The sequence below is a fragment of the Bacillus sp. AFS059628 genome, from assembly GCF_002571225.1.
Lineage (GTDB): Bacteria > Bacillota > Bacilli > Bacillales > Bacillaceae_G > Bacillus_A.
Map to the genome: position 1 here is coordinate 52,044 of NZ_NVEC01000019.1, position 21,390 is coordinate 73,433.

The following is a 21,390-nucleotide window of genomic DNA, read 5'->3' on the forward strand; positions in this document are numbered from 1 at the left end:
ACGAAAGCATATAATCGTTTTATGCTATGTTTCGTTACGATTCAGTTTGTTAAAAATTCGATTCAATACTTGTGGTTATCTTAATAATATTATTCTGTTCTTGTCAATTCTGAGTAATATGGTATTTAACTTCTTAATTTGTGATTACTATGATGTAGAGATTGTATGTATTGGGGATATTACGATAGAGAATTTAGCTTAATATCAAGGAACATATGTAATACAAGGCTTTAGAGTTCTTTGCTATATCTCTTTATAATTAATAATTGAGTTTAGCTATATATAGTTCTTGTTGTTTGTATATAAAATACTTGTGATTATTTATATTTAATTACTTGTATTTTTTTAGATTAAATACATAGAAAAATAGAAAGAGGGACTAAATATAAAATCCCAAGGATTTAATTAATCTATTGACTTTTAAAATTCATAGGGGTATTCTTATACGTGAACGACAATTAATTAAGAGAAATATACAAATTAATAGATTTATTTTCTAGCTAAACGGACACACCGAAGGCACATAACCTGCCATCGGTGTGTCTTTTTTTTGTATAAATAACAAGAAAAGGGAGAATTTGAAACTATGAACGAAATTGTGAACATGAGTAAGGAACGATTTAAAAAGTATTGTGAGGACAATGCAGCATTTGAAGAGGATATTAGTCGCATTATTAGTCACTACTTTTTATTACTAGGGAATAAGGCAAATATCTTACAGGAAAGAGAATTTAATAACGAAATTGAAGAAAAAACGTTTAAAAATAATGTGAAACGTTTTGAAACGCTATTCCCTGCAGCTGTTAAGAATGCATTTTTAAAAGGATATCAATTATGCCTTGAGTTTATACATCATCCTGAAACACAAATTCCTGAGAATCTATATACTGATCCGAATTTTATAAAAGATATTCCTTTTGCCTTAGCAAATGCATCTGAATATGAATTGTACGAAATCATTCGTACAGATGAAACACAGGAATTTAGTGTATTTGCTATACGAACATATGAGGGAATTCGTCCATTGTTAGAACAAGTATTTTGCGAAGTTGCATTCACTGGTGCTGAATATGCTTTTGAACATGAGCGATTGGAAAAAGGACTTGAATTAAAGAAAGGTAATAGTACCTCGTTAACCAAAGTTCCTGTAGATCGTCTTTTCTCTATTACGCCTTCTGTTAATGGAGTTGTTGTACATGCGGAAGAACATTGCGAGATTTGGAATTTAAATTGGAATAGCAAAGTAACAATCGATAATCCTTTTGTTGAGCTTGCTGAGGTTACATTTATTCATCAAACAAAGGATATGATTCAAAAAAATATTGAAAATGGTGTTTTATACTACAGCATTCTTTATATTGATACGCCTTTACATGAGATACAAGATCGTTTAGAAATACGAGTAAAACTAAATTCTGATTTTGGGGCTCCACGTCCAATTGAACAAGTTGAAATGGAGTATATACTGAACGAGATTATTGGGAAGGTTCATCTTCAGGCACAGATTCCAACCGAAAACATGATTTTAATCCAACGTTAGAGTTTGTAGGAGGTTAGCTATGGTGAAGAAAATTGTATTAGCTATTAGTGATACTGTATATACGGCATATTTACGTGAGGATTTTATTGGTGCGGGATTTGAAGTAGCTGATAGTGATGTGATGCACATCAAGTATCTAGATGAAATTCTAGATACGGAACAACCCAATATTTTATGTATTAATGACAAACGTTTAAATATTGATGCGGGACAAGAAGATAAACGGGAATTAATTATTTTACAGAAGTTAAGGGATATTCGCTTTAATCGGGATATTCGTATTGTGGTATTTACAGAGCGTGAAAATGATGATGAGTTTTTGGCGAAACTGATTTATCTAGGTATCTATGACATTTTTAACTCTCGTAAAATTGATATTGATAATAAAGTTATCCCGCAGCTGCTACAGAAGTCGGATATTAAAAATGTAGCGGAAATTGTAGGAGCAAGTCAGGCACCCCAACAAACAAAGTTGCCTGAGGTTCCTGCTGATAAGCAAGAAGAGGAAGTATCAAGTGAAATAGAGGAAGATGGCAACAGTGAACCTGCCTCTATTTCCAACAAATTATTTAAAAACAAACAAAAGCGTAAGTCTGTCCCAGAGGAGACGCCAAAAGCACCTATTATAAAAAAACAATATAAATTGGCTTTTGAGCCGGTATATGAAAAACAAATAGGTATTGCTATTCCTAGAAGAACAATTGTTGTGGCCAGCATGAATAGAAGAAGTGGTGCTACTTTTGTTTCACATCTTTTAGCTGCTTACTTAAATGAATTACAGATTGATGTGAATTATATAGAGAATCTTTATGATGATGGCTATACGTATCCGTTACTAAAGGGATATACGGAAGCACCAGAAAATTATCGTAGTGAATTTATGTTGCAGAGATATAAAGAGATGTTACAGAAGGAATCTGATATATTATCAATTCCAAAATGGAAGCAAGGAAAAATAAATTATATCGTAAAGAATCCTATAGTGGACCAAGAGCTAAAAATGGAAACAGAGCATGACTTTGACCATTTTATTAAGGTTTTATTGGCAAACCAAGAAGCACCTATATCTATTGTTGATGCGGGTTACGATTGGGATAAAGATTTATACCATGAAATATGCGAAATGGCAGATTATATATTCTTTGTAGCGGAACCAGATCTGCATCAATTGCTAAAGATAGCACATCCCCTTACATCAAAAGAGAGAAAGCTCGTTTCTTACTTAGCTTTAGAGAAAACGAGAATCATTGGGAATAAGTTTTCTTCTGCCCTTTTAAAGAATGAAGTAGTAGAAGAATGTTTTGGAGAGAAGTTATTAACTGCTTTAGCGCCATATGGGATAGAAGATGTATTTGAATCTCAATTAAATAGTAGTACGTTACTATCTAGTCGGAACTATTATAAAGAGCTTGAAGGAATAATGAAGGAAATAGCAGAGTTATTGCTACCAAAACAATTGTTGAGCCAAAAGAAAAGTTCCATTTTAAGTGGTTTTCGATTTCGGAAGTCTGAAAATTAAGGAGGTGTGAAAAGCGATGCAAAAGTTTATTATAGGTGCTGCCTCATTATTATTATGTGTTGGCTGTTTATTCTTAATGACGGATATGATTATTGGCGATACAACACACGCAGATAATAAGTCTGCATTAGAACGTGCTGGAAGTACAGCGATGGATAAAGCCGTAAAAGTAGGTGTTTTACGGGCACAAGAAGAAATTGCTATTGAACCAGCAATCGCAAAGAAAGAGTTTGAAAAGTCTTATAAACAAAATGCAACATTTAAGGATCCGGCATCAAAACGAGAGTTTTCTGTACATGCTGTACAAGAGCAACCTGCAATGATTGCGGTTGAAGGAGAAGCCGAGACTGCTAGTTATACTAAACAATTTGATGAAAAGAAAGGCAGCATTAAAAGTAACGCAAAACACATATTTATTTATGAAGCAGATTCTGACAACAAGAAAGCTGGAGGAAACGTGAAATAAATAAGAAAAAGTAGGTGTGTAAGAAATGCAAAATACAGTAACAACAGCGCTTTTTCTAACGCTTTCTTTATTATTGATAACCCTTATACCAGAGGGTGTACTGTATGGAATGCAGTTAATAAAGGCACATGATTTTGCTTCTAGTACAGTAGAGTTAGCAGAACAAACAGGTGGTTTTCAGTACACATATGAAGGAAAGAACGTAAATCTAATTCCTGATATAGAGAAGAAAATGAAAGAGCAGAATATGGATGGATGGAAATATGAATATACAAAAGACCGCGTAGATCATAATCAGCCATTGAATTTTAAGATAAAAGCTGAGCATCACTTCTTTATTTTTAAAATGATAGGGATAGATGGTGTGAAAGCACCAATATGGGCTAACAAAGATGGAATGGGACAAATCTATTTCCGTTAAAAATATCAATATGTATAAAAGAAGTAAAAAAACTATACTGGAAAGTGTAGTTTTTTTGCTAGAAATATATATTTATAAATAAATATATATAAATAATTTACGAGTCTATTTCTATACGGTAATATTTACCATATAGAACAGCGGTTATAAAAGAATGTTAATTTATAAATTTATATGTTCAATTATCTAGATTTTATATTTAAATTCGGTACAATAAAGGAATCTATGAAAAAACTAATATATTTGGAGGAAAAAACAATGGTAAACAAATTTTTAAAAACAGCAACAGCATTAACAATTATGGGAACATCTTTATTAGGAGCAGGAGCATTTACAGCGAAAGCCGCTGATAACACAGATTCACTAAAATTCAATGATGTTCCAGCAAATCATTGGTCTACAAAAGCTATCTATGATCTAGCAAACCGTAAAGTAGTAGCAGGATACGGAAATAATATTTTTGGTTTTGGTGACAATGTCACTCGTGGACAAGTCGCTCGCATGATCTATGCATATGTAAAACCAGCAGATGCAGATGCTAGCTTCAAAAATCCATTTACAGATATTAGAGGACACATGTTTGAAAAAGAAATCAGAGCACTTGCTAAAGCAGGTCTGGTAAATGGTTATGGTGAAGGGAAATTCGGTCCAGATGATGTCTTAACTCGTGAACAAATGGCGCAAGTACTTACAAATGCTTTCAAGTTCAAATCTACTAAGACAACATCCTTTACTGACATTGATAAAAACTCTTGGGCATTAAAAGCAATTAGTGCATTAGAAGAAAATGGCGTTACTATTGGTACGGGAGGTAAAATGTATTCACCATATGCACATGTAACTCGTGAACAATATAGCCAGTTCTTATATAACTCTATTAATGCAGTAGAAAAAGAGACTAAGCCAGAAGTAAAGCCAGATCCAAAACCTGAAACAAAACCAGAGGAAAAACCAGAAGTGAAGCCAGACCCAAAACCTGAAACAAAACCAGAGGAAAAACCAGAAGAAAAGCCTGAAGAAAAACCAGATACAAATTTACCATCAAGTATAGATAAAAGTTTAGTTACAGAGGAAGTTACGTATAATCCAAACGCTATGAAAAACCCGATTGCTCAAAAATCCATTTCTACAGAAGCACAAAATCTTATCAAGAGTGTGAATGCTAAATATGGCACTAACCTTAAGTATGCAGATTTAAACGGAACTATTAGAATAATTGATAAAAATATGTATTTACCAGAAGGTACAATTGGGGCACAAGTCTACGTTAATGCAACTAGTGAGAATGATTTTAAAATTATTTTCTTAGATAATAACGAAGCAACTATTGAATTAGCTAAAAAGTGGACTACGATGTTAAATTCTGATTTAGTTCTAGATAAAGAAATTCAAGAAACTGTAGATGCTCAAGAAATTAATAACTACGAAAAAGGAAAATATAAGATTCGTGTAGGGCATTCTACAGCTGACCATATGATGTACATTCAAGTACGTGTATAATATCATTGCAATTCAATGTTTCATTTGATATATTGAAATATGTAATATAACAATTAATGAATAAATTTGATTTATTTACGTAAAGGACACACCTTACGTACCTCCCAAGGTACAGGTGTGTCCTTTTTTATGTTTAAAGGAGGGGTTTTATGAAACTGAGTAAAAAAATATTATTAACCTGTTCTTCTTTTATTTTGTTATTACCATCAGTAGCAAGCGCGGGAAATAGTGATGTACCATTTTATGATGGGAGTGAAACTACGATTTTAGTATCAGACGAATTACAATTGAAGGGAAAACTTCTTAGGTCTGGGAGTAAATATAAGCCAAAAGAGTTCGAGTATAAAGGGGATTTACATTTTCCTGCTGTGTACAATGGCTCTTTTAATTGGGGAAATTCGAGGGAGAACCTCATCCAAAATGAAGACCATTCAGAACCTTATGTGCGTATATCAAATGACGGCTATATTAACCCTTCAGTTGTAGTAGGAGATAGAATGGTAACTGAAGTGGAGAGAATTACAAATAGCATAATCACAGATAAATATTGGGGTAACTCTCAGTTTGTTTTAAAATATTTAATTCCACATAAGATTACAAATCAAGCTTCCTTTGAATCTTATGGACATTTCTATTGGATTAGGGATATTGCCTATCTTTCTGGTGGATATGCAGGGGCTGGTGGTGTAAATGATGTGAATAAGTATAGCTTGTGGTATGTACGCACAAGTAAACCTCAAATAAAAGATTTTAAAGTTACGAGTGGGAAAAAAGATATACCCGTAACATTTACATTTAACGGTTTTGAATATGTAAGTAAAAATAAAGGATACAATGACCGAGATCCTAATGGAACAACAATAAACCCTTATCAAAAAGCTGCTGGAGAACGGAACCGAGTTAAATGGATGTTAGATGTTACAAAAGATGGCGAAACCGTGTATCATCAAGAAAATTATCTGCGCTCAAATCCGCAAAAAGATAATCAAAAACCAAATGAAGGTGATGCAGGGCAATTTAAGTCAGAAGAATTAAGATGGCAGCCACAAATGTGTGGCCGATATACTGCGAAAATTAAAGTCCTTGATGCTGTTCAAAGGGAATCAAATGAGAAAACTGTTGATTTCACCATAGATGGTAACTGTGGTACAGAAGTAACACCTAATCCAGATCCAGGTAATGAAGATGATTTTAAATATAAAATTGATTTCTCTGCTGACCGAATTGAAGGAGAAACAGCAAGAGAAGGAAAGAATATAAAAACAAGAATAGATGTATCACGTGATAATTTTAAACCAGAGCGTGACCAATATAGAGCAAACGTAAATAACAATATTAATAAGTTCCAGCAAGAAGTAAATAGTTCTGAATCCGATAGAGATAGTGCGCAGTCTAGTCTAAGTTATTGCCGTCGTAATCCAATTCATGAGGTAGATGCAGAAGGGAACCATCACTATTACGATAGAGACTGCTCTTGGGAAGAAAATAGACTGGACAGTGCAGCAAGTAGGTTAGATACAGCTAGACAGAAATTAGAAAAAGAGAAAAATAAAATTAAAAAGTTAGATGCATTAGAAACGAAATATGCAAATCCTGAAACAGTAGTCGTGCTCAAGCATAACGGACAACAAGTAGCATCACAAAAGGTAAGGTTAACTGAGGGAGAAAAGAAAACCTTGAACCTTGGCTGGCAACATAAGGGGAAAGGAACAATTCTGGCGGAAATTAACCCTGCTGGTAATCGTTTAGATATAGAAGAAACCACATACAAAAATAACCCTATTAAAACAGCTATCTATGCACCATCTCATGAAAAAGGGATGTGCGGAGTAACTAGTGTAAAAGGTGTGGTAGAAACAGTAAATGAACGTGTATCTAAAGATGATACAGTTGGAGAAATGTTCTATGAGTCATTAAGTGGAAATATTGATAATTTAGCACCATCTAAGCTTCATGCTGGGTATGGTTTTTCTTATGAAGTAAACGGAAAATACAAAAATGATTGGAATGCTAATTATCCAGGTGTATTTACAAAAGCAACGGCACAATATCCTTTTGCTGATGAAGGATTAAAACCTACACAAGAATTAGACATTGTTTCTAATACTGGTTTAACATCAAAATTCCTACCTAAAAATATGTATTTGTCTGAAGTAACAGGACATGTCTTTGATAGTAAAAGACCAACTAAGTCTTTATATTGGGATGGGAAGGAAAAAATTATTGATGGCCAACGCAAATGGTATGCGCCATTAAAAACGAAAGACGGAAAATATTCGTTCAATGTTGAAACAAACCCAGCAGGTGTGAATGAAATGAGCTTGTGCCTGACAAATGACGTGGAAATTAAAGGTGTCGCGTATGATGACTTTAAGAAGAGAAGGGTGCTTGCAGACCTTCCATTCCCTGTACAAACACCTGGATGGAACTGGGTTGGAAAAGAACACATAATTACAGACTTATCAAACTGGTACTACATGAAGAATAAAAATTAGTTAAATAGTATTATATAATTAGTGGAATTGATAAAAGTATATAATCCTTCTTAAACTAGTAGCTGAATGGATAAACCAAAGGCACATCCCTTAATGGGGTGTGCCTTTTTTTACGTAGAAAGGGGAATTTTCGAATGGATAAAAAGAAAAAACAACGTATAAAACGAACTATTTTTATTGGCGTTATCGTAATGATTATCTCGCTATATATTGGAAGTGAATTTCAGGATCGGAATGGAAAAAGCTATGCTCCTGCAAAGTATTTTGAAACAGGAACGAAATTGATTTCGTATTAAAGATATTTTGTGTTATTTCACTAACTATAGTGGATGAATACACATGACATGTACGATAGTTGGTGTTATAATATGTGTAGAAGTATTATAAAGATAGTTTTCGCATAAACTAAATAAGACGAGATGCTCCAACATCTCGCCTTATGTAACTGTTACCGCAAGGTGGCTAGTTGCTAAAAAAGTTTATTTTTTCTTAGAACCGCCCTTCACACGCTTGCAGGCATTGTGGGTGGTTCTTTTCGTTTTTTGTCGCTTTTTTTGTGTTTGTTTCCAAGACGTTGATAGGGATTTCCCTACTCGTTTTGCCACAAATACAGCGACTTCTCTAGCAATAACTTTTACAATTTCAATTGCTATCATGAAAAGAATGTCCATAGTGTCACCTCCTTTCTCCATAAAATAAAGGAGAAAGGAAAGCAACTGGCCACCCTGAAATATTCAGTTGCGTTATATTAATTATACCATATTTAAGGGTGGGTTAATAGCTTGAAAACATTGATGTGACAACGTTTTTAAGGGTTTTTGAGTTTTTAAATCAGAGCTTTGAAATGGTAAAATAAATATTTTTTTTAGAAATGATTGACATAAAACTCTATATATCTTAATATTGAAATTGTAATATTAAAGAAACCAAATCCAACATTTTCATATAGACTTTAGATTAGCTAAAAGGACACACCTAAGGCGCATTATGCCATAGGTGTGTCCTTTTTTTTTTGCGTTTAAAGGCTACATAAGGAGGAATACAAACATTGAAGCCATCTAAGTTTCAAAAGAAGCAGATTGTTGCGGTAGGTCTAGCTGCTGCAACAGTAGCGGGTATCTATGGATACAATCATTTTGCAGTAGAAAATGCAGTAAAACCAACAAAGATTGTTGTAGCCGCAAAGGATATACCTGAGCATACAGAGATTAAAGAAGACATGTTAGTGGAACGAACATTACCTGGTGATGCCATTCCACCAAATGCATTACGTTTAAATAAAAAAGAGGTTGTAGGTAAGTGGACAAATGATGGGCAGCCCATTACAGAAAATAGCTATCTCTTTAAAAACAAAGTAGTAAAGAAAGAAGAATTACCGGACTCTGCTATTTTAAATTTGAAAGATGGAGAAGTTGCTTTCCCGTTACTCGTTGATTTGGAAACAAGTTCAGGGAATAGTATTATCCCAAATACGTATGTGGACTTGTATTTCAAACAAGTTGTGAAAGAAGGAGACAATGAGAAGGTTGTCTTTGGTGGTCTGTTCCAACGTGTACGTGTAACGGCTGCAAAAGATAGCAATACAGAAGATGCATTTGTGCTAGAAAAGAAAGAATCAAAAGAGGAACAAGAAGGAAAACAGAAGCCAAAAGTAACACGATTATACACACTGGCTGTTTCACCTGAACAACTTCAATACTTAAATCGTGCAAAAACACTTGGAGATGTAATCCCTGTTGCAGTTGGACAAAAGGTAGAGCAAACAGGGAAGGAATTAGAACCAGCTGAAGGATTCTCAGAAATATCTGATCAAAAGAACATTTTAGACTATGTAGAGAAGCATTCGACTAATCCAATTTCTAAAAATGTAAAAGAGTATGTAGCGCAGTATCTGAACGAATCCAAGTAAGAAAGGGGTTATTAAGATGGAGCGGCAAGTAAGAATCATTGCCTTTTATGCAACAAACGAAAATGTAGGGAAAAGCACATTAAGTATTGCGATGGCAAATGAATTAGCTCATTTAGGGAAAAAGGTGCTTTATGTTGAAGCAGACCAAGTAAGACCAAGCTTTGCAGTTGGAACTGGTCTTAGCCACAGTAGTAAAAATATCTTAGAACTTGTAAGAAAAGAAAATGAATACAATCTCTCGCAGTATATTTGTACTAAGCAAGATTTATTAGAGAAAAAAGTGAATCCAAGGTTGATGCAAAAATTGCACGATAAGATGGATTTTCTGGTGTTTCCATCAGGTTATAGATTAGCTCAATTCCCAGAGATTCAAAATAAAGAATTGCTTGTAACGACATTTATAGAATCACTTGTAGATACAGAATACGATTATATCATTATATCAGTACCAACTGAATTATCCGAGGTACTGAGTTATCCAATCCTATATCAATCAGATCTTGTTGTTAATGTGTTAAATGGAAATCCTCGTGGTGCGTTAGCCATTAAACGAGAATTACAGTTGATAGAAGAAGCAAAGCTAACATTACCTCAAATGATTCATGTACTAAATATGGCAGATGAGAATTATGTAGAAGATATTGAAAAACTTTCTTCTCAAAAAATTACAGTAACAATTCCATATGACAGAGATCGTACAAGTTACGAATGGGGTATGCAATTTGGTTCCCCACAAATTAATACAAAGGTCCATCACATTATGGAAGCAGCTGGTCTTGATATTCCATCCCAGCATACATCCTCTATGAAAAAGGGTCTCTTTGGTTTACGAAATTAAAAGGGAGGCAAGTAGTATGTGGGGCTATTTACAGGAAAAACAAGTCGCCTTAAGGCGAAATCGAGTTGATTTATATCACTTTGGTTATATGATTCGTTCCAAATCAGCTCGAAAGTTAGGAACAACTACAGCTCAACAAATTAAAGATATAACGGATGAAATTCGTGCATTTTTAGTAAAAGACCATCGTGATATTTTAAGCGAATCTTTTATGAATAAAGAGAAGAGAGCAACTGTAGAACAAATCATAAAAAGCTTTCTATTAAGCAATCAAGTCGTCATTTCCGATGTACCTTCAGAACAATTACTAAATATGGTATGTGACGATATTGTGGGATTTGGGATTATAGAACCTTTAAAAGAAGATAAGGATGTAACTGATATTTATATCAATGGCACAAAAGAAATTATTTACGAAAAAATTGGAGAGGTAGAGTGTACATTTCCTTACCGATTTGAGACGGAAGAAGAGGTAAAGGCCTTAGCCTATAAGATGGTAAACAGTACGTCAGAGTCATTAAATACAGCAAAGCCATATGTTGACTGTGTATTTCCATATATCCGTATCAATATTGCTTTAGATGAACTTGGGGGACTCGGAACAACAATAACGATTCGAAAGAATGCGGATCACCTTCGTGCTTCTGAAGAGCGTATGCTATCTACTAATCAAGCGTCAAAAGTGATGTTGGACTTTTTGGCTGCAGCCGTGAAAGCTAAAATGAATATTTTAGTTGCTGGAGCTACAGGTACTGGAAAATCAGAGTTTATGAAATATCTTGCCTCTCACATTCCGAAGGGAAAGAAAAAAGAACGTACTCTTGTAGTAGAAGATAACCCTGAATTATATTTGCATCGCATTTTTCCAGAACATCATTTTGTTCCGATGCAGTGTAGGGCATCGGAAGTAGAAGAAAATGCAATCGACTTTGATAGATTGTTAACAAATGCTTTACGTCAAGGACCAAAGCGATTAATTGTAGGGGAATCGAGGGGGAAAGAAGCTTTAAAAATGATTAACTTCTTCCAAACAGGACATCCTGGTTTCACCTCTGTCCATGCAAGAAGTGCAAAAGAAGCAGTTAGACGTTTAATGCTTATGTGCCTGCAAAGTGGTGCGAATATCGATGCTCAGTATTTATATGAATTGATTTCTCAGACATTTGATGTGATTGTCTTTTTAGAAAAGAAAGATGATGGGAATCGCTATATTACAGAGATGATTGAATTATTGGATTATCAAGATGATATACAGTTCAATCAGCTTTCTCAATTTATTCCGTCAGGAGAGGAATACGATGAAATGAATGAGAGAGTAGGAAAGATCCATGGGGATCATATCATTACAGCAAAAATATCAGCCGAAATGGAGAAGAAATTCCGTTCTTCTACTGTAAATCCGGCTCTTTATGCGCCATTCCTTTCAAAACAGGAGGTGCAGTATGCATAGTTTGTTAGCCTATGGATGCATTTTCTTAATATTTATTAGTGTGGTAATGCTTGTATTACTTTTTGCGAAGTCTAAAGGCTCTGCTCTTTCACAATTTGTACAAGAAAATGAGAAAGAAGAAAGGCGCTTGGAATTAAGAAATATTAAAGGGATACGAATGTATCTGCCACAATCTGTTATCCAAGAAGCCCAAAAGTATGAGTGGAAATTGACGAAAAGCATGTATTGGGTATATACGATTCTTTCAGGAATGAGTATAGCAGCAATATTATACTTCTCCTTTGGAAGAGATCCTTTTACACTGATTTCCGTTTTATGTGGATTTTTAGTTCCGAGATTTCTCCTCTATCGAAGAAAAAAACGTTACTACTTGGTTGTCATTGACCGTCTTTCTATTTATATGAAGGCAGTAGCGAATGCACTTCAAATTAGTAATAACGCTAAACGTGTGCTAGTACAAGTCAAGCCAATGATGCATGAAAGCATTCAAGAAGAAATAGAAAAAGTTTCTCTTCTATTAGAAGGTGGAACCACGATGCACCGTGCATTTAGAGGATTTAATGAAACGTTTAACTTTAGAGAGTTGGTATTTTTCCATGAAATGTTGGAAGTGTGTAGCCGAGAAGGTGGAGCAAATTCGGTGCAAGTCTTACTAGATATTGCAGAAGATTTCGAAAAACAAAAGCTATACCTGGCAAGATTGCGTTCTAGTTTGTCGCAAGCACAACGTGCTTTTGCACAGAACTGCTTAATCGTCATCGCTATGCCAATTGTTATTATGTTGATGTCAAAAGAAGCATATGGATTTTTAGCAGGTTCTATGATGGGGAAGATCGCGTTAGCGATAAATATGCTGATAGTATTTTTCCTAGCAACCCGTGTAGAAAAGATTGCAAACTATAATCCAACAGAAAGAGGGGAATAAAGTGGCTGCGATTTTAGCTGTAGTAGTATTCGTTGTCATGTACTGGGTATTCTCTACCTTTCTACAAGGTAAAAAAGAGAGCGGTAGCCTACTTACAAACTATGTAGAAAATGCAAAACGAATTGAAAAAAAGAATTTAAATCAAATGATGCTCGCTCCCTTTCAGTCGTTATCACATAAGTATCTGACAGAAGAAAAGAAAGAGCAGATTCAGAAGAAATTAGAAGAAGCTGGTTTGGATACGAAACCAGAAGAGTTTTTGAAAATGAAAGTTGCGTATCCCATCATTTTCACCTCTGTTTTCTTGATATGTACGGTGTTTCATGATTACTACCTATTTAAAGTGGGAGTTTTGATTTCACCACTGCTTTATTTCTATCCTGATTATTTATTAAAGAAAAGAATCAAGCAGGCGATAGAAGCAAGGAAATTTGAATTACCAGAGTATCTAATTCCGATGCTGCAGCTGTTAAAAACACATACAACATTAGAAGCAGTAAAAAAGGCGCAGATATATGCAGGGAGACATCTTCGACCATATGTATCTACACTTACAGCGGAATTAGAAATGTATGCGGGTTCGGATGAACCATTTCGTAACTTTGCAGCAGCTTTAAATAGTCCAGAAGTAAATACTTTTACCATTGCGCTACAACAAGCACAAAAAACGGACAAGGTACAAAGTCTTCGTATTATGGACGCACAGATTAAAATGATGCGTGAGCTAAAACATGAGAACTATAACCGTCTTATTCAAAATAAGCCAATGGAAATGAATAAATTTAACGTTGTTGTAATTGGATGTATTGTAATTTATCCAATGGTTATTGTTATTCAATCCTTAATGCAAGGATTTGCAAGTATATAAGAAGTTAATATCCCAAATTGAATAAGCAGAGGAGCAATACACATGTTAACAAAAATGAAGAATTGGTTGAAAAATGAGGATTCACAATTATCGTCAGAAAACGGTATATTAATCGCTTTGGCGGTAATTATCGTATTAGTAATTGGCCCGTTTGTATGGAAAGCAATTCAAGGTGGTTATGATACGATCCTGGCACGATTCACAAAAGCATCAAGCAATGCCGATGTGAATTCTTGGAACAAGTAATAGAAGTTTTAAATCAATGATGTTTATTACGTATAGCTCAAATAAATGGATAAGGGAGATTCAATCATGTTAGGGAAAATGAAGAATTGGTTAAAAAACGAAGATTCACAGTTATCATCAGAAAACGGTATGTTGATTGCCTTGGCGGTAATTATCGTATTAGTAATTGGCCCGTTTGTATGGAAAGCAATTCAAGGTGGTTATGATACGATCTTGGCACGATTCACAAAAGCATCAAGTAATGCAGACGTGAATTCTTGGAATAAGTAATAAAAGATTTAAATAGATAAGTTCTTGTTTTAGCAGATTCTTAAAATTTATATATAAAGGAGAAGAAATACAATGTTAGCAAAAATGAAGAATTGGTTAAAAAATGAAGACTCACAATTATCATCAGAAAACGGTATGTTAATCGCGTTAGCGGTGATCATTGTGTTAGTAATTGGCCCGTTCGTTTGGAAAGCAATCCAAGGTGGTTATGATACAATTCTAGCTCGATTCACAAAAGCATCAAGCAATGCCGATGTAGATTCTTGGAACAAAAAATAAATGTAAAAATCAAGGGGGCTACTCTAGAAGTGGTTCCCTTTTTTAGATAACAATTGTATATGGATTCAGAAAAGGAGAGAAGAGAATGTCTTTGTATGTTATAGGGTTATTACTAAGTTACATGTTCCTAAATGTATTCACTGATTTGAAATATAGAAAAACGAAAAATATATGGCATTTGCTATTCTTAATTGTAGGTATAGGAATCACGTATTTTGCCGGAATAAGAACAGGGAAAGAGATTTTGATTGTACTAGCCATGGCCTTAGCATGTGGTTTGTTGTTAGAGACATTTAAATTTTCTTCACCCGGTGATACAAAAATGCTTGTGGTGGTAGCTGTATATGTTAGTAATATAGTAGAAGAATCAGCTACCCTTACTGCTATTACATTAACAGCTTTCCATTTACTATTCTTTTGGATTGCTAGTGTGTATCGATTAATTAAAATTTTAGGGTTTGTAGGAGCATTTAAAGACCAATTGGAGCATGTTGCTTCTATATTTGGGGCAAAACTACCAAAGAAAGAAATACAGCTGATACAGAGCTTTCCAGGGGCTTGTTCAATTTTATTAGGGACAATTGTGTATATTGCTTTCACTATGTATCAAAACGGAGGTATGTTAGTTTGAACAGTAGAATCATTCATCAAAGAGAAACGTATATTTATTTCACGATATTCGCACTAGTAGGGGTACTTATTACAAATATGTTTATTAATATGGTGTTTATACTAGCGTATCCACTACTTATTGGATTAATTGTACAGGTTGTCCTGCTTCAGAAGATAAAAAAACCGTTTTATCAGAGCGGAAAAGAATTAACGGAACAGTTAAAACTAAAAAATATATTCCTAGTAGAATCAAATATTTTAGGAGATGAAGAAGGAACTGTCTATGAGGTGCATCAAATGCCTTTTACATTCTCAAATGGGCTAATTAATAAAGAGAAGAGTTATAAGGTAGTAAAACAAGATTATGAAAGAAAAGTAAAAGAAGATTTAACAAAAATTGCAAAATGGCAAGTTACAATAAAAGCTAGACTTGTTACGACAACCCATTTTCATTTATATACAATTTGGCAGAAAAATAGTACAGGCTATCAATTAAAAAAAATAGAGGATTGTGTTGATCCATATGCCAAGATGAATCTCATTCAATGGATTGTCGCTTCATTCTGTACGACTGGTCGTATTAAGTACGATAAGAAACCAAAAGAGTGGGCAAGCTATGAATGGATTACTTTAAGGTAAATAAAAAAGACAGAAAAACTTCTGTCTTTTTTTATTTTGGTCTTAAAATATGAAGAGAACATGAATATATTAAACATTGTAATAGATAAAACATTCAAAGGAGTAGATTTAATTGACTGATTTACCAATGATTTTAGGAATGCTATTTTGGTTAGGATGGGCTTTATTCTGCTGTTTAGCTCTTTTTGTAGCAAAAGATGAAAATAAGTATTTAAAAAACCTCTTGTTTAGTATGTTTATGACTATGTTATTAATTAAGGTGGGAGGATATTAATAGAGGGGGATTAAGCTCATTTTCTATTATGTCAAATTAGTAGTTTCATTTCGTTAAAAAGATCTCCATATAAAAATGGAGATCTTTTTAAAATGACGATGAGATATGACTCAATATCTCATGTAGGATACTCTAATTATACATTATTTCCAAAAATAGAAAAGGATTTGCAACAAAAACTAGACTTGTTGTGACAACCCATTTTCGTTTATATACAATTTGGCAGAAAAATAGTATGGCTATCAATCGAAAAAAATAAAGGATTGTATTGATCCATATGAATTAGCAACGGAATCAAAAGGGTACACAACGCATTTGTATTAGCGAAATCCAACCTTAATCAATTCTTCATTGTTTATTTCAATTATGAATCTATATTCTGTATCTAATAGCCAGTAATAAAAACTGACTGCATCAACGTCAACTAGTGATTGGAATACTTTATCAAGATTTGTACTTACTACAGGGATCTCATAGTTATCCCATATTATAAAAATCTGTTCATCAAAATCCAGTTGATTTGCTCTAATAAGGGAAATTAGTTGTTCTTTGTTTGAAGCTATTAATTGACTGTCTATCTGTTCCCAAGCTACTCTTCCCGATCCAGTTATAGGAAATAAGTTCATTAAAGTAGTAGCAATCTGCTGGCTTTTTTCCTGAGAGAAAATGAGAGTTTCGTTTCCTAGGGATTCAAGGCATTCATTAAACAAAGGGTTTGTATCATTTCTGTTTTTGGTTTTCAGTTCTCTTAATTTTTTTCGTATTTTCCACTGTCTTGATGATCTATCATCCATTATTAACATTCCTTATACAATTATTTATGAATGAGTATAGCATATAAGGGAAGCCCTTATGAAAATGAATTTTTATAATATAAATTAAACAAAATCTTTATTTTATAGAAACGTGAAAAGAGCACACAGAAAATGTGTACTCATAACAATTTAAATTATTTTAGGGACCATGATATATCATCAAGGGCTTTATAAATATAACTATACATACAGTAAAAGAGATACTTTGGATTGTACTTTTCTTTCCAGTTCATAATAATCACCTCTCATACAAATAGCTTAATTACATTATACGGTTATTACTTCAAATGTTAAGAAAATTCGAAGCGAATTAAGGTGACTTTAAAGAAAATAGTTATTTGAAAAAAGGACCTCTCACGGAAAGCTAAGAGGCCATCAAATAGATGTTGTATGTGAAACACGTGATGTTTCAAAAAAGGATTGTAAAATAAAACGAATAAAATATACAAAATCTTTATTTAAATATAGAAGCCCTAGGATTAGGGGCTAGGGCTTCTAGTCATGGTATATCTCACACGACATTATAAAAAGAAAAGAACGTACTGAAGATAACACATGAATGTTTCATAAATGTATCAAAAAAGTGAACAAAAACGTTATTTTAATTGTTGTAGCCCCTTGGAGGGCGCTCCAAGGGGCTAAGAATCGAGAATATTAAACTCTTGTTAATTACATAAGAACTCCCTAAGGAGTATATAAGGAATTTTAACACTTAACTAATAATTTTTGCAACTATATATTCAAATTAATATATGAATAAGCTATTTATATAAAAAAGGGCCCTTACTACTATGTAAGAGCTCCATGAACAAAAAAAGGTCTTATATGACTCTATATAAGAATCATAATAATAGTTTAACAATTTCATGTATAGTTGTCTATATATGAATGGCGTAGTAGAACTAACAAAATGTTATTTTATTTAAAAGGGAAATGAGAAATGATTGAACAGGTTAAGATCGAAGGGCAGTTATCAATATTTGATATAGATGAAACAAAGATTAAGCTGTATGGAGTCTTGAAAGCTAATGGCTACCATTACGAGATTAGGAGTTATTACTTACACAATGATTACATGGAGGAAGTTAAGTACTTCTTTATTAGAACTATAGATGACACAATTATTGATATGTGTTTAAGCCAGTTCCCTGAAGTGTTTGCAGTATACGAGGGATTCACTGAAACGCAGATCAAGAAGATATATATATAGATTGTAATAGTGCTATTTTATAAAAAAAGAGAAGCCCTTAATGAGGTCGCTCCTCTTAATGCCAATATACAATAACTATTCCATTATAATGTATGGGCATAAAATATTTAATAATTATCTTCATGGTAAAAATTTCATTTTGCATGTATTTTAAATACGAAAAGAGCACCTAATAAAGTGCTCTTGTGACGAGATCATCCGCTTGTAGAGACAAACTTATTTTATATAGAAAGGAACACAGAATATTATATGTGTTTCTTGTCAATTCAGTACCTTTTTACAAAAAAAGAGCAGCTAGCAAAAGCTAACTGCTCCATTCAAGGAGATACAGAGAAAATTAAATGGATTTTGGCATACAGCCTATCAACATTATGGACATAATATTGGGTTTTATTCGAAGGAATTCATGTTTTATAAATCAGATTATGATAGTCGATATTCTCCATATTGACCAGAAAAGAACCAAGAATTCTAGGAAAGTTCCAAGTGTTCTTTTCCTCGTTTTTTGAAATTCTTTTATTAAATAGCCAACAGCACAAATTGCTAGAAGAATGAAAAGAATAAGTTCTAGTGTAACTGGCATTTGATCTACTCCTAACTCATTAATTAATTTATTATATAACGATTATAAGATGTTATTGTGGTTAATGGTGAAAAATTAAATAAAATTATCTCTATATGAAAAAAGGCCCCGTTGTCTCCAACAGGACCTTCCCTAAAATGGCAAAGAGTAACTCTTACCTTACTCTTCTGCTATATAATACACCATATTTGACTATTTGTGTAGAAGAATGTCGAAATATGCAATATTTCATATCGGCTATAGGCACATGAAGAAGTGAGACCGATAACTGAATAAAAACGCTATTTTATAGAAAAGGGGATTTGAATAGCGAACTTAAGCAGTATATCGTTCATAAGCTACACGCTTAAAAAATAAATATGCCCTAGCGTCGTGCATGGCTAGGGCATAAAAGTTAGTTAGTAAATATCTTCGTAATAATACTAACATATTATTTGTTCCTAATGTTAGGAATTAAGGATGTTTAAATTAAATTTCGAAAAATCTTAATAAAAATTTCATTTTGTAGAAAAGGGGAATGGATATGGAGGATACTCTAGATCTTTTACAGGACTCAATTGATTTATTAATAAACCTTAGGGATTGGATGTATGTTGTACCAAAAATGGAAGCAAGAGGGTTTAGTGCTGACAAAGAATATTGGTTTAATTACGAAGACTTTAAGATGTTTAGAACAACAGATGAAGTCGGTATAGCTTTTAAAAATGATAAAGGGACTTTTGAACATTTTAGCTACAGTGAATTCTTATCATTTTTTGAGCGCAGATAAAAGAGCAGCTAGCAAAAGCAAACTGCTCATCTCCAAGGGGGAACTAGGAGAAAGGCTAAGGACTTCATTAAATGGGTTCAGGCTATCGCCTATCTATATTATTGACGGAATATTGAGTTTTATTCACAAAGAATGACGTTTAACTTAATGCATATCCAACGATCAAAGTTAGTGTTAAAAACACTGATAATAAAAGTGTTAGTAGAACTGTCGCTATGCTTCTAAGCATAGCGACCCAATTATCTATTTTAGAAAATCCTTTCATACCAGCAAAAAAAGTTCCTATTGTTAAAACTAGTAAAAAAATAAAGGATGGATAGGTAGTGAATTCATAATAAACAATTTCGTTTCAGATGAGGCTATCGAACCAATTTCAAGATATAAGAGGAATAAGCCAATGCAAATAAAAGAAAAAATAAAGGACCACAGATTAATGTTATGTTTCATTGCTTTCTCCTATGTAATTAAAATATTTACATTTGATTTTACTGGAAAATTAAAGAAAAAGATAGCGATTATAATTCGAAATAAATTTTTTAACAAAATAATCCTTTTACGAAAAAAAGGCCCCGTTGTCTCCAACAGGACCTTTCCTAAAATTGCAAAGAGTAACTCTTACCTTACTCTTTGTTCATATACTACAAGATTGTTAAAAGAAATCCAAGGCTCTTTATATTGAGAAATAAAGAAGAATCATTATAAAGAATTTTATATTTTTTCATAAATAAAAGAGCAGCTAGCAAAAACTAACTGCTCGGCTGGTTCTCCAAGGGGGAAAGGAGAAAGGTTAGGGACTTCATTAAATGAGTTCTGGCCATCGCCTATCTATATTATTGACGGAATATTTAGTTTTATTCAGTCGATTACGTTAAATGTTTGACGATATAGTCTTTTATTAGTAAAAAAGCTGCAAGGAGAAACATTACGTCAATTGAGAACCAAAACATATCTTTTTGAGGTTTCTTAAACTCTGATATTAGGGAAAACATTAAAAAAAAGGCAATGGTTATTACAATAGAGAGTTTAATCATATCAGACATTTATAGCACTCCTAACATTTAATCTTTTTTATTATATAGCTATTTCCAATGTTGAGGAATTTAAAAAGTGTTTTATGAGAATTCAAACAAAATAATCCTTTTAATAGAAAGCGAGGAATAACAGTGGGACAAGGTAACCGCGGAATGGCGTTTGAAAAGCTTATCAATCTATCGAATGAAATGTATCAAAGAGAGGGAGTGGCGCTTATAAATAAGCGTCCGACTCCTGTAAAGGTATTAAAAATGGTTTATGGCCGTGTGAAGGATGGTTATTACGAATCTAAAAGTACAGTAGATTATGACGGCGTATATAAGGGCCGCGCTATAGCGTTTGAAGCGAAGTCTACAAATGAGATAAATCGATTTGATCTGAAGAACATTGCGCAGCACCAATTAGATTACTTAGATAAAGCAGAGAAGATGGGAGCGATATGTTTCTTCCTTATCGGGTTTAGTAAAGATCAGTCAGTATTCGCAGTACCGTTATCTGTTATTCAATCTTACGTAAGGATGTCACAGTAGCCAAAAGGCAAGAAGTCGATACCAAGAGCAGACTTTGATATTTACGGATACTTAGTAGAACAGACAGAACGAGCGCCAGTGGATTACTTACAATACGTAATAGGTTAAATAGAGGGAATTGATAAAACATATTTTTTGTATTATTTAATACAAATATATATAATTATATAGATGTTAGTATATTAACTAGTTAAAAATGG

At 33.4% G+C, this 21,390-nt stretch carries 22 protein-coding genes and 2 pseudogenes; 21 read left to right on the plus strand and 3 right to left on the minus strand.

What is annotated here, in order from left to right; genetic code table 11:
* Window positions 1-586: 586 nt before the first annotated feature.
* The 7 genes from COL05_RS08495 to COL05_RS31215 all read left to right on the plus strand — a co-directional run bounded on the left by COL05_RS08495 (window position 587) and on the right by COL05_RS31215 (window position 8,237).
* Window positions 587-1,540 (plus strand): hypothetical protein, encoded by a 954-nt coding sequence (locus tag COL05_RS08495; RefSeq protein ID WP_098668283.1) that lies wholly within the window; start codon window positions 587-589, stop codon window positions 1,538-1,540.
* Window positions 1,541-1,559: 19 nt separating this feature from the next.
* Window positions 1,560-3,059, plus strand: coding sequence for a hypothetical protein (locus COL05_RS08500; RefSeq protein WP_098668284.1), 1,500 nt, complete (start codon window positions 1,560-1,562; stop codon window positions 3,057-3,059).
* A gap of 16 nt (window positions 3,060-3,075) precedes the next feature.
* The gene (locus tag COL05_RS08505; protein WP_098668285.1) at window positions 3,076-3,525 is read left to right on the plus strand and encodes a hypothetical protein; all 450 of its coding nucleotides are present in this window, start codon (window positions 3,076-3,078) and stop codon (window positions 3,523-3,525) included.
* Between the two features lie 25 nt (window positions 3,526-3,550).
* The gene (locus tag COL05_RS08510) at window positions 3,551-3,946 is read left to right on the plus strand and encodes a DUF4320 family protein (RefSeq protein ID WP_098668286.1); all 396 of its coding nucleotides are present in this window, start codon (window positions 3,551-3,553) and stop codon (window positions 3,944-3,946) included.
* 258 nt (window positions 3,947-4,204) lie between these two features.
* Window positions 4,205-5,446, plus strand: coding sequence for an S-layer homology domain-containing protein (locus COL05_RS08515; protein WP_098668287.1), 1,242 nt, complete (start codon window positions 4,205-4,207; stop codon window positions 5,444-5,446).
* A gap of 149 nt (window positions 5,447-5,595) precedes the next feature.
* Window positions 5,596-7,941: a hypothetical protein gene (locus COL05_RS08520; protein ID WP_098668288.1), complete on the plus strand. Its 2,346-nt coding sequence runs from the start codon at window positions 5,596-5,598 to the stop codon at window positions 7,939-7,941.
* Between the two features lie 134 nt (window positions 7,942-8,075).
* A complete protein-coding gene (locus tag COL05_RS31215; protein WP_180233433.1) occupies window positions 8,076-8,237 on the plus strand; it encodes a hypothetical protein in 162 nt (53 codons plus the stop codon).
* 183 nt (window positions 8,238-8,420) lie between these two features.
* Here COL05_RS31215 and COL05_RS08525 read toward each other — a convergent pair whose 3' ends face one another.
* The gene (locus COL05_RS08525) at window positions 8,421-8,612 is read right to left on the minus strand and encodes a hypothetical protein (RefSeq protein WP_098668289.1); all 192 of its coding nucleotides are present in this window, start codon (window positions 8,610-8,612) and stop codon (window positions 8,421-8,423) included.
* Window positions 8,613-8,989: 377 nt separating this feature from the next.
* Here COL05_RS08525 and cpaB point away from each other — a divergent pair, with 377 nt between their 5' ends.
* From cpaB to COL05_RS31220, 11 genes are all read left to right on the plus strand, one after another.
* Entirely contained in the window at window positions 8,990-9,850 is an 861-nt protein-coding gene (gene cpaB / locus COL05_RS08530; protein WP_098668290.1) for a Flp pilus assembly protein CpaB, read from the plus strand.
* Between the two features lie 16 nt (window positions 9,851-9,866).
* Window positions 9,867-10,688 (plus strand): CpaE/TadZ family protein, encoded by an 822-nt coding sequence (locus COL05_RS08535; protein WP_098668291.1) that lies wholly within the window; start codon window positions 9,867-9,869, stop codon window positions 10,686-10,688.
* Window positions 10,689-10,704: 16 nt separating this feature from the next.
* Window positions 10,705-12,138 carry a TadA family conjugal transfer-associated ATPase gene (locus COL05_RS08540; RefSeq protein ID WP_098668292.1) on the plus strand — a complete coding sequence of 478 codons (1,434 nt, stop codon included), beginning with the start codon at window positions 10,705-10,707 and terminating at the stop codon, window positions 12,136-12,138.
* Window positions 12,131-13,063: a type II secretion system F family protein gene (locus tag COL05_RS08545; RefSeq protein ID WP_098668293.1), complete on the plus strand. Its 933-nt coding sequence runs from the start codon at window positions 12,131-12,133 to the stop codon at window positions 13,061-13,063. Before COL05_RS08540 ends, COL05_RS08545 begins: the two co-directional genes overlap by 8 nt.
* Before the next feature lies 1 nt (window position 13,064).
* Window positions 13,065-13,931: a hypothetical protein gene (locus COL05_RS08550; protein WP_098668294.1), complete on the plus strand. Its 867-nt coding sequence runs from the start codon at window positions 13,065-13,067 to the stop codon at window positions 13,929-13,931.
* A gap of 42 nt (window positions 13,932-13,973) precedes the next feature.
* Complete coding sequence (locus tag COL05_RS08555; RefSeq protein WP_098668295.1) at window positions 13,974-14,177, plus strand: hypothetical protein; 204 nt, start codon at window positions 13,974-13,976, stop codon at window positions 14,175-14,177.
* Between the two features lie 66 nt (window positions 14,178-14,243).
* Window positions 14,244-14,447, plus strand: a complete 204-nt coding sequence (locus COL05_RS08560) for a hypothetical protein (RefSeq protein WP_000900859.1) — start codon at window positions 14,244-14,246, stop codon at window positions 14,445-14,447.
* A gap of 72 nt (window positions 14,448-14,519) precedes the next feature.
* Complete coding sequence (locus COL05_RS08565; protein ID WP_000879954.1) at window positions 14,520-14,726, plus strand: hypothetical protein; 207 nt, start codon at window positions 14,520-14,522, stop codon at window positions 14,724-14,726.
* 85 nt (window positions 14,727-14,811) lie between these two features.
* On the plus strand, window positions 14,812-15,357 hold the full coding sequence (locus tag COL05_RS08570) for a hypothetical protein (RefSeq protein WP_098668296.1): 546 nt from the start codon (window positions 14,812-14,814) through the stop codon (window positions 15,355-15,357).
* Window positions 15,354-15,977, plus strand: coding sequence for a hypothetical protein (locus COL05_RS08575; protein WP_098668297.1), 624 nt, complete (start codon window positions 15,354-15,356; stop codon window positions 15,975-15,977). Before COL05_RS08570 ends, COL05_RS08575 begins: the two co-directional genes overlap by 4 nt.
* Window positions 15,978-16,089: 112 nt before the next feature.
* Window positions 16,090-16,251: a hypothetical protein gene (locus COL05_RS31220; RefSeq protein ID WP_180233430.1), complete on the plus strand. Its 162-nt coding sequence runs from the start codon at window positions 16,090-16,092 to the stop codon at window positions 16,249-16,251.
* A gap of 320 nt (window positions 16,252-16,571) precedes the next feature.
* On the opposite strand, the gene COL05_RS08580 is transcribed toward COL05_RS31220, so the two are convergent.
* A complete protein-coding gene (locus tag COL05_RS08580) occupies window positions 16,572-17,045 on the minus strand; it encodes a CDI toxin immunity protein (protein WP_142337403.1) in 474 nt (157 codons plus the stop codon).
* Window positions 17,046-18,006: 961 nt separating this feature from the next.
* On the opposite strand from COL05_RS08580, the gene COL05_RS08585 reads away from it, so the two are divergent.
* Both COL05_RS08585 and COL05_RS08595 read left to right on the plus strand, forming a co-directional pair.
* The gene (locus COL05_RS08585; RefSeq protein WP_098668299.1) at window positions 18,007-18,276 is read left to right on the plus strand and encodes a hypothetical protein; all 270 of its coding nucleotides are present in this window, start codon (window positions 18,007-18,009) and stop codon (window positions 18,274-18,276) included.
* A gap of 1,106 nt (window positions 18,277-19,382) precedes the next feature.
* Window positions 19,383-19,628, plus strand: coding sequence for a hypothetical protein (locus COL05_RS08595; RefSeq protein WP_098668301.1), 246 nt, complete (start codon window positions 19,383-19,385; stop codon window positions 19,626-19,628).
* 139 nt (window positions 19,629-19,767) lie between these two features.
* Here COL05_RS08595 and COL05_RS31765 read toward each other — a convergent pair.
* Window positions 19,768-20,075: pseudogene (locus COL05_RS31765) on the minus strand (hypothetical protein).
* A gap of 716 nt (window positions 20,076-20,791) precedes the next feature.
* On the opposite strand from COL05_RS31765, the pseudogene recU reads away from it, so the two are divergent.
* A pseudogene (gene recU / locus COL05_RS08610) lies at window positions 20,792-21,289 on the plus strand (Holliday junction resolvase RecU); the annotation flags it as partial.
* Window positions 21,290-21,390: the final 101 nt, after the last annotated feature.

Excerpts from the sequence above, each read along its gene's own strand:
- COL05_RS08495 (WP_098668283.1), top strand. The coding sequence starts at position 587 with ATGAACGAAATTGTGAACATGAGTAAGGAACGATTTAAAAAGTATTGT.
- COL05_RS08500 (WP_098668284.1), top strand. The coding sequence starts at position 1,560 with ATGGTGAAGAAAATTGTATTAGCTATTAGTGATACTGTATATACGGCA.
- COL05_RS08505 (WP_098668285.1), top strand. The coding sequence starts at position 3,076 with ATGCAAAAGTTTATTATAGGTGCTGCCTCATTATTATTATGTGTTGGC.
- COL05_RS08510 (WP_098668286.1), top strand. The coding sequence starts at position 3,551 with ATGCAAAATACAGTAACAACAGCGCTTTTTCTAACGCTTTCTTTATTA.
- COL05_RS08515 (WP_098668287.1), top strand. The coding sequence starts at position 4,205 with ATGGTAAACAAATTTTTAAAAACAGCAACAGCATTAACAATTATGGGA.
- COL05_RS08520 (WP_098668288.1), top strand. The coding sequence starts at position 5,596 with ATGAAACTGAGTAAAAAAATATTATTAACCTGTTCTTCTTTTATTTTG.
- COL05_RS31215 (WP_180233433.1), top strand. The coding sequence starts at position 8,076 with ATGGATAAAAAGAAAAAACAACGTATAAAACGAACTATTTTTATTGGC.
- COL05_RS08525 (WP_098668289.1), bottom strand. The coding sequence starts at position 8,612 with ATGGACATTCTTTTCATGATAGCAATTGAAATTGTAAAAGTTATTGCT.
- COL05_RS08535 (WP_098668291.1), top strand. The coding sequence starts at position 9,867 with ATGGAGCGGCAAGTAAGAATCATTGCCTTTTATGCAACAAACGAAAAT.
- COL05_RS08540 (WP_098668292.1), top strand. The coding sequence starts at position 10,705 with ATGTGGGGCTATTTACAGGAAAAACAAGTCGCCTTAAGGCGAAATCGA.
- COL05_RS08545 (WP_098668293.1), top strand. The coding sequence starts at position 12,131 with ATGCATAGTTTGTTAGCCTATGGATGCATTTTCTTAATATTTATTAGT.
- COL05_RS08555 (WP_098668295.1), top strand. The coding sequence starts at position 13,974 with ATGTTAACAAAAATGAAGAATTGGTTGAAAAATGAGGATTCACAATTA.
- COL05_RS08560 (WP_000900859.1), top strand. The coding sequence starts at position 14,244 with ATGTTAGGGAAAATGAAGAATTGGTTAAAAAACGAAGATTCACAGTTA.
- COL05_RS08565 (WP_000879954.1), top strand. The coding sequence starts at position 14,520 with ATGTTAGCAAAAATGAAGAATTGGTTAAAAAATGAAGACTCACAATTA.
- COL05_RS08570 (WP_098668296.1), top strand. The coding sequence starts at position 14,812 with ATGTCTTTGTATGTTATAGGGTTATTACTAAGTTACATGTTCCTAAAT.
- COL05_RS08580 (WP_142337403.1), bottom strand. The coding sequence starts at position 17,045 with ATGGATGATAGATCATCAAGACAGTGGAAAATACGAAAAAAATTAAGA.
- COL05_RS08585 (WP_098668299.1), top strand. The coding sequence starts at position 18,007 with ATGATTGAACAGGTTAAGATCGAAGGGCAGTTATCAATATTTGATATA.
- COL05_RS08595 (WP_098668301.1), top strand. The coding sequence starts at position 19,383 with ATGGAGGATACTCTAGATCTTTTACAGGACTCAATTGATTTATTAATA.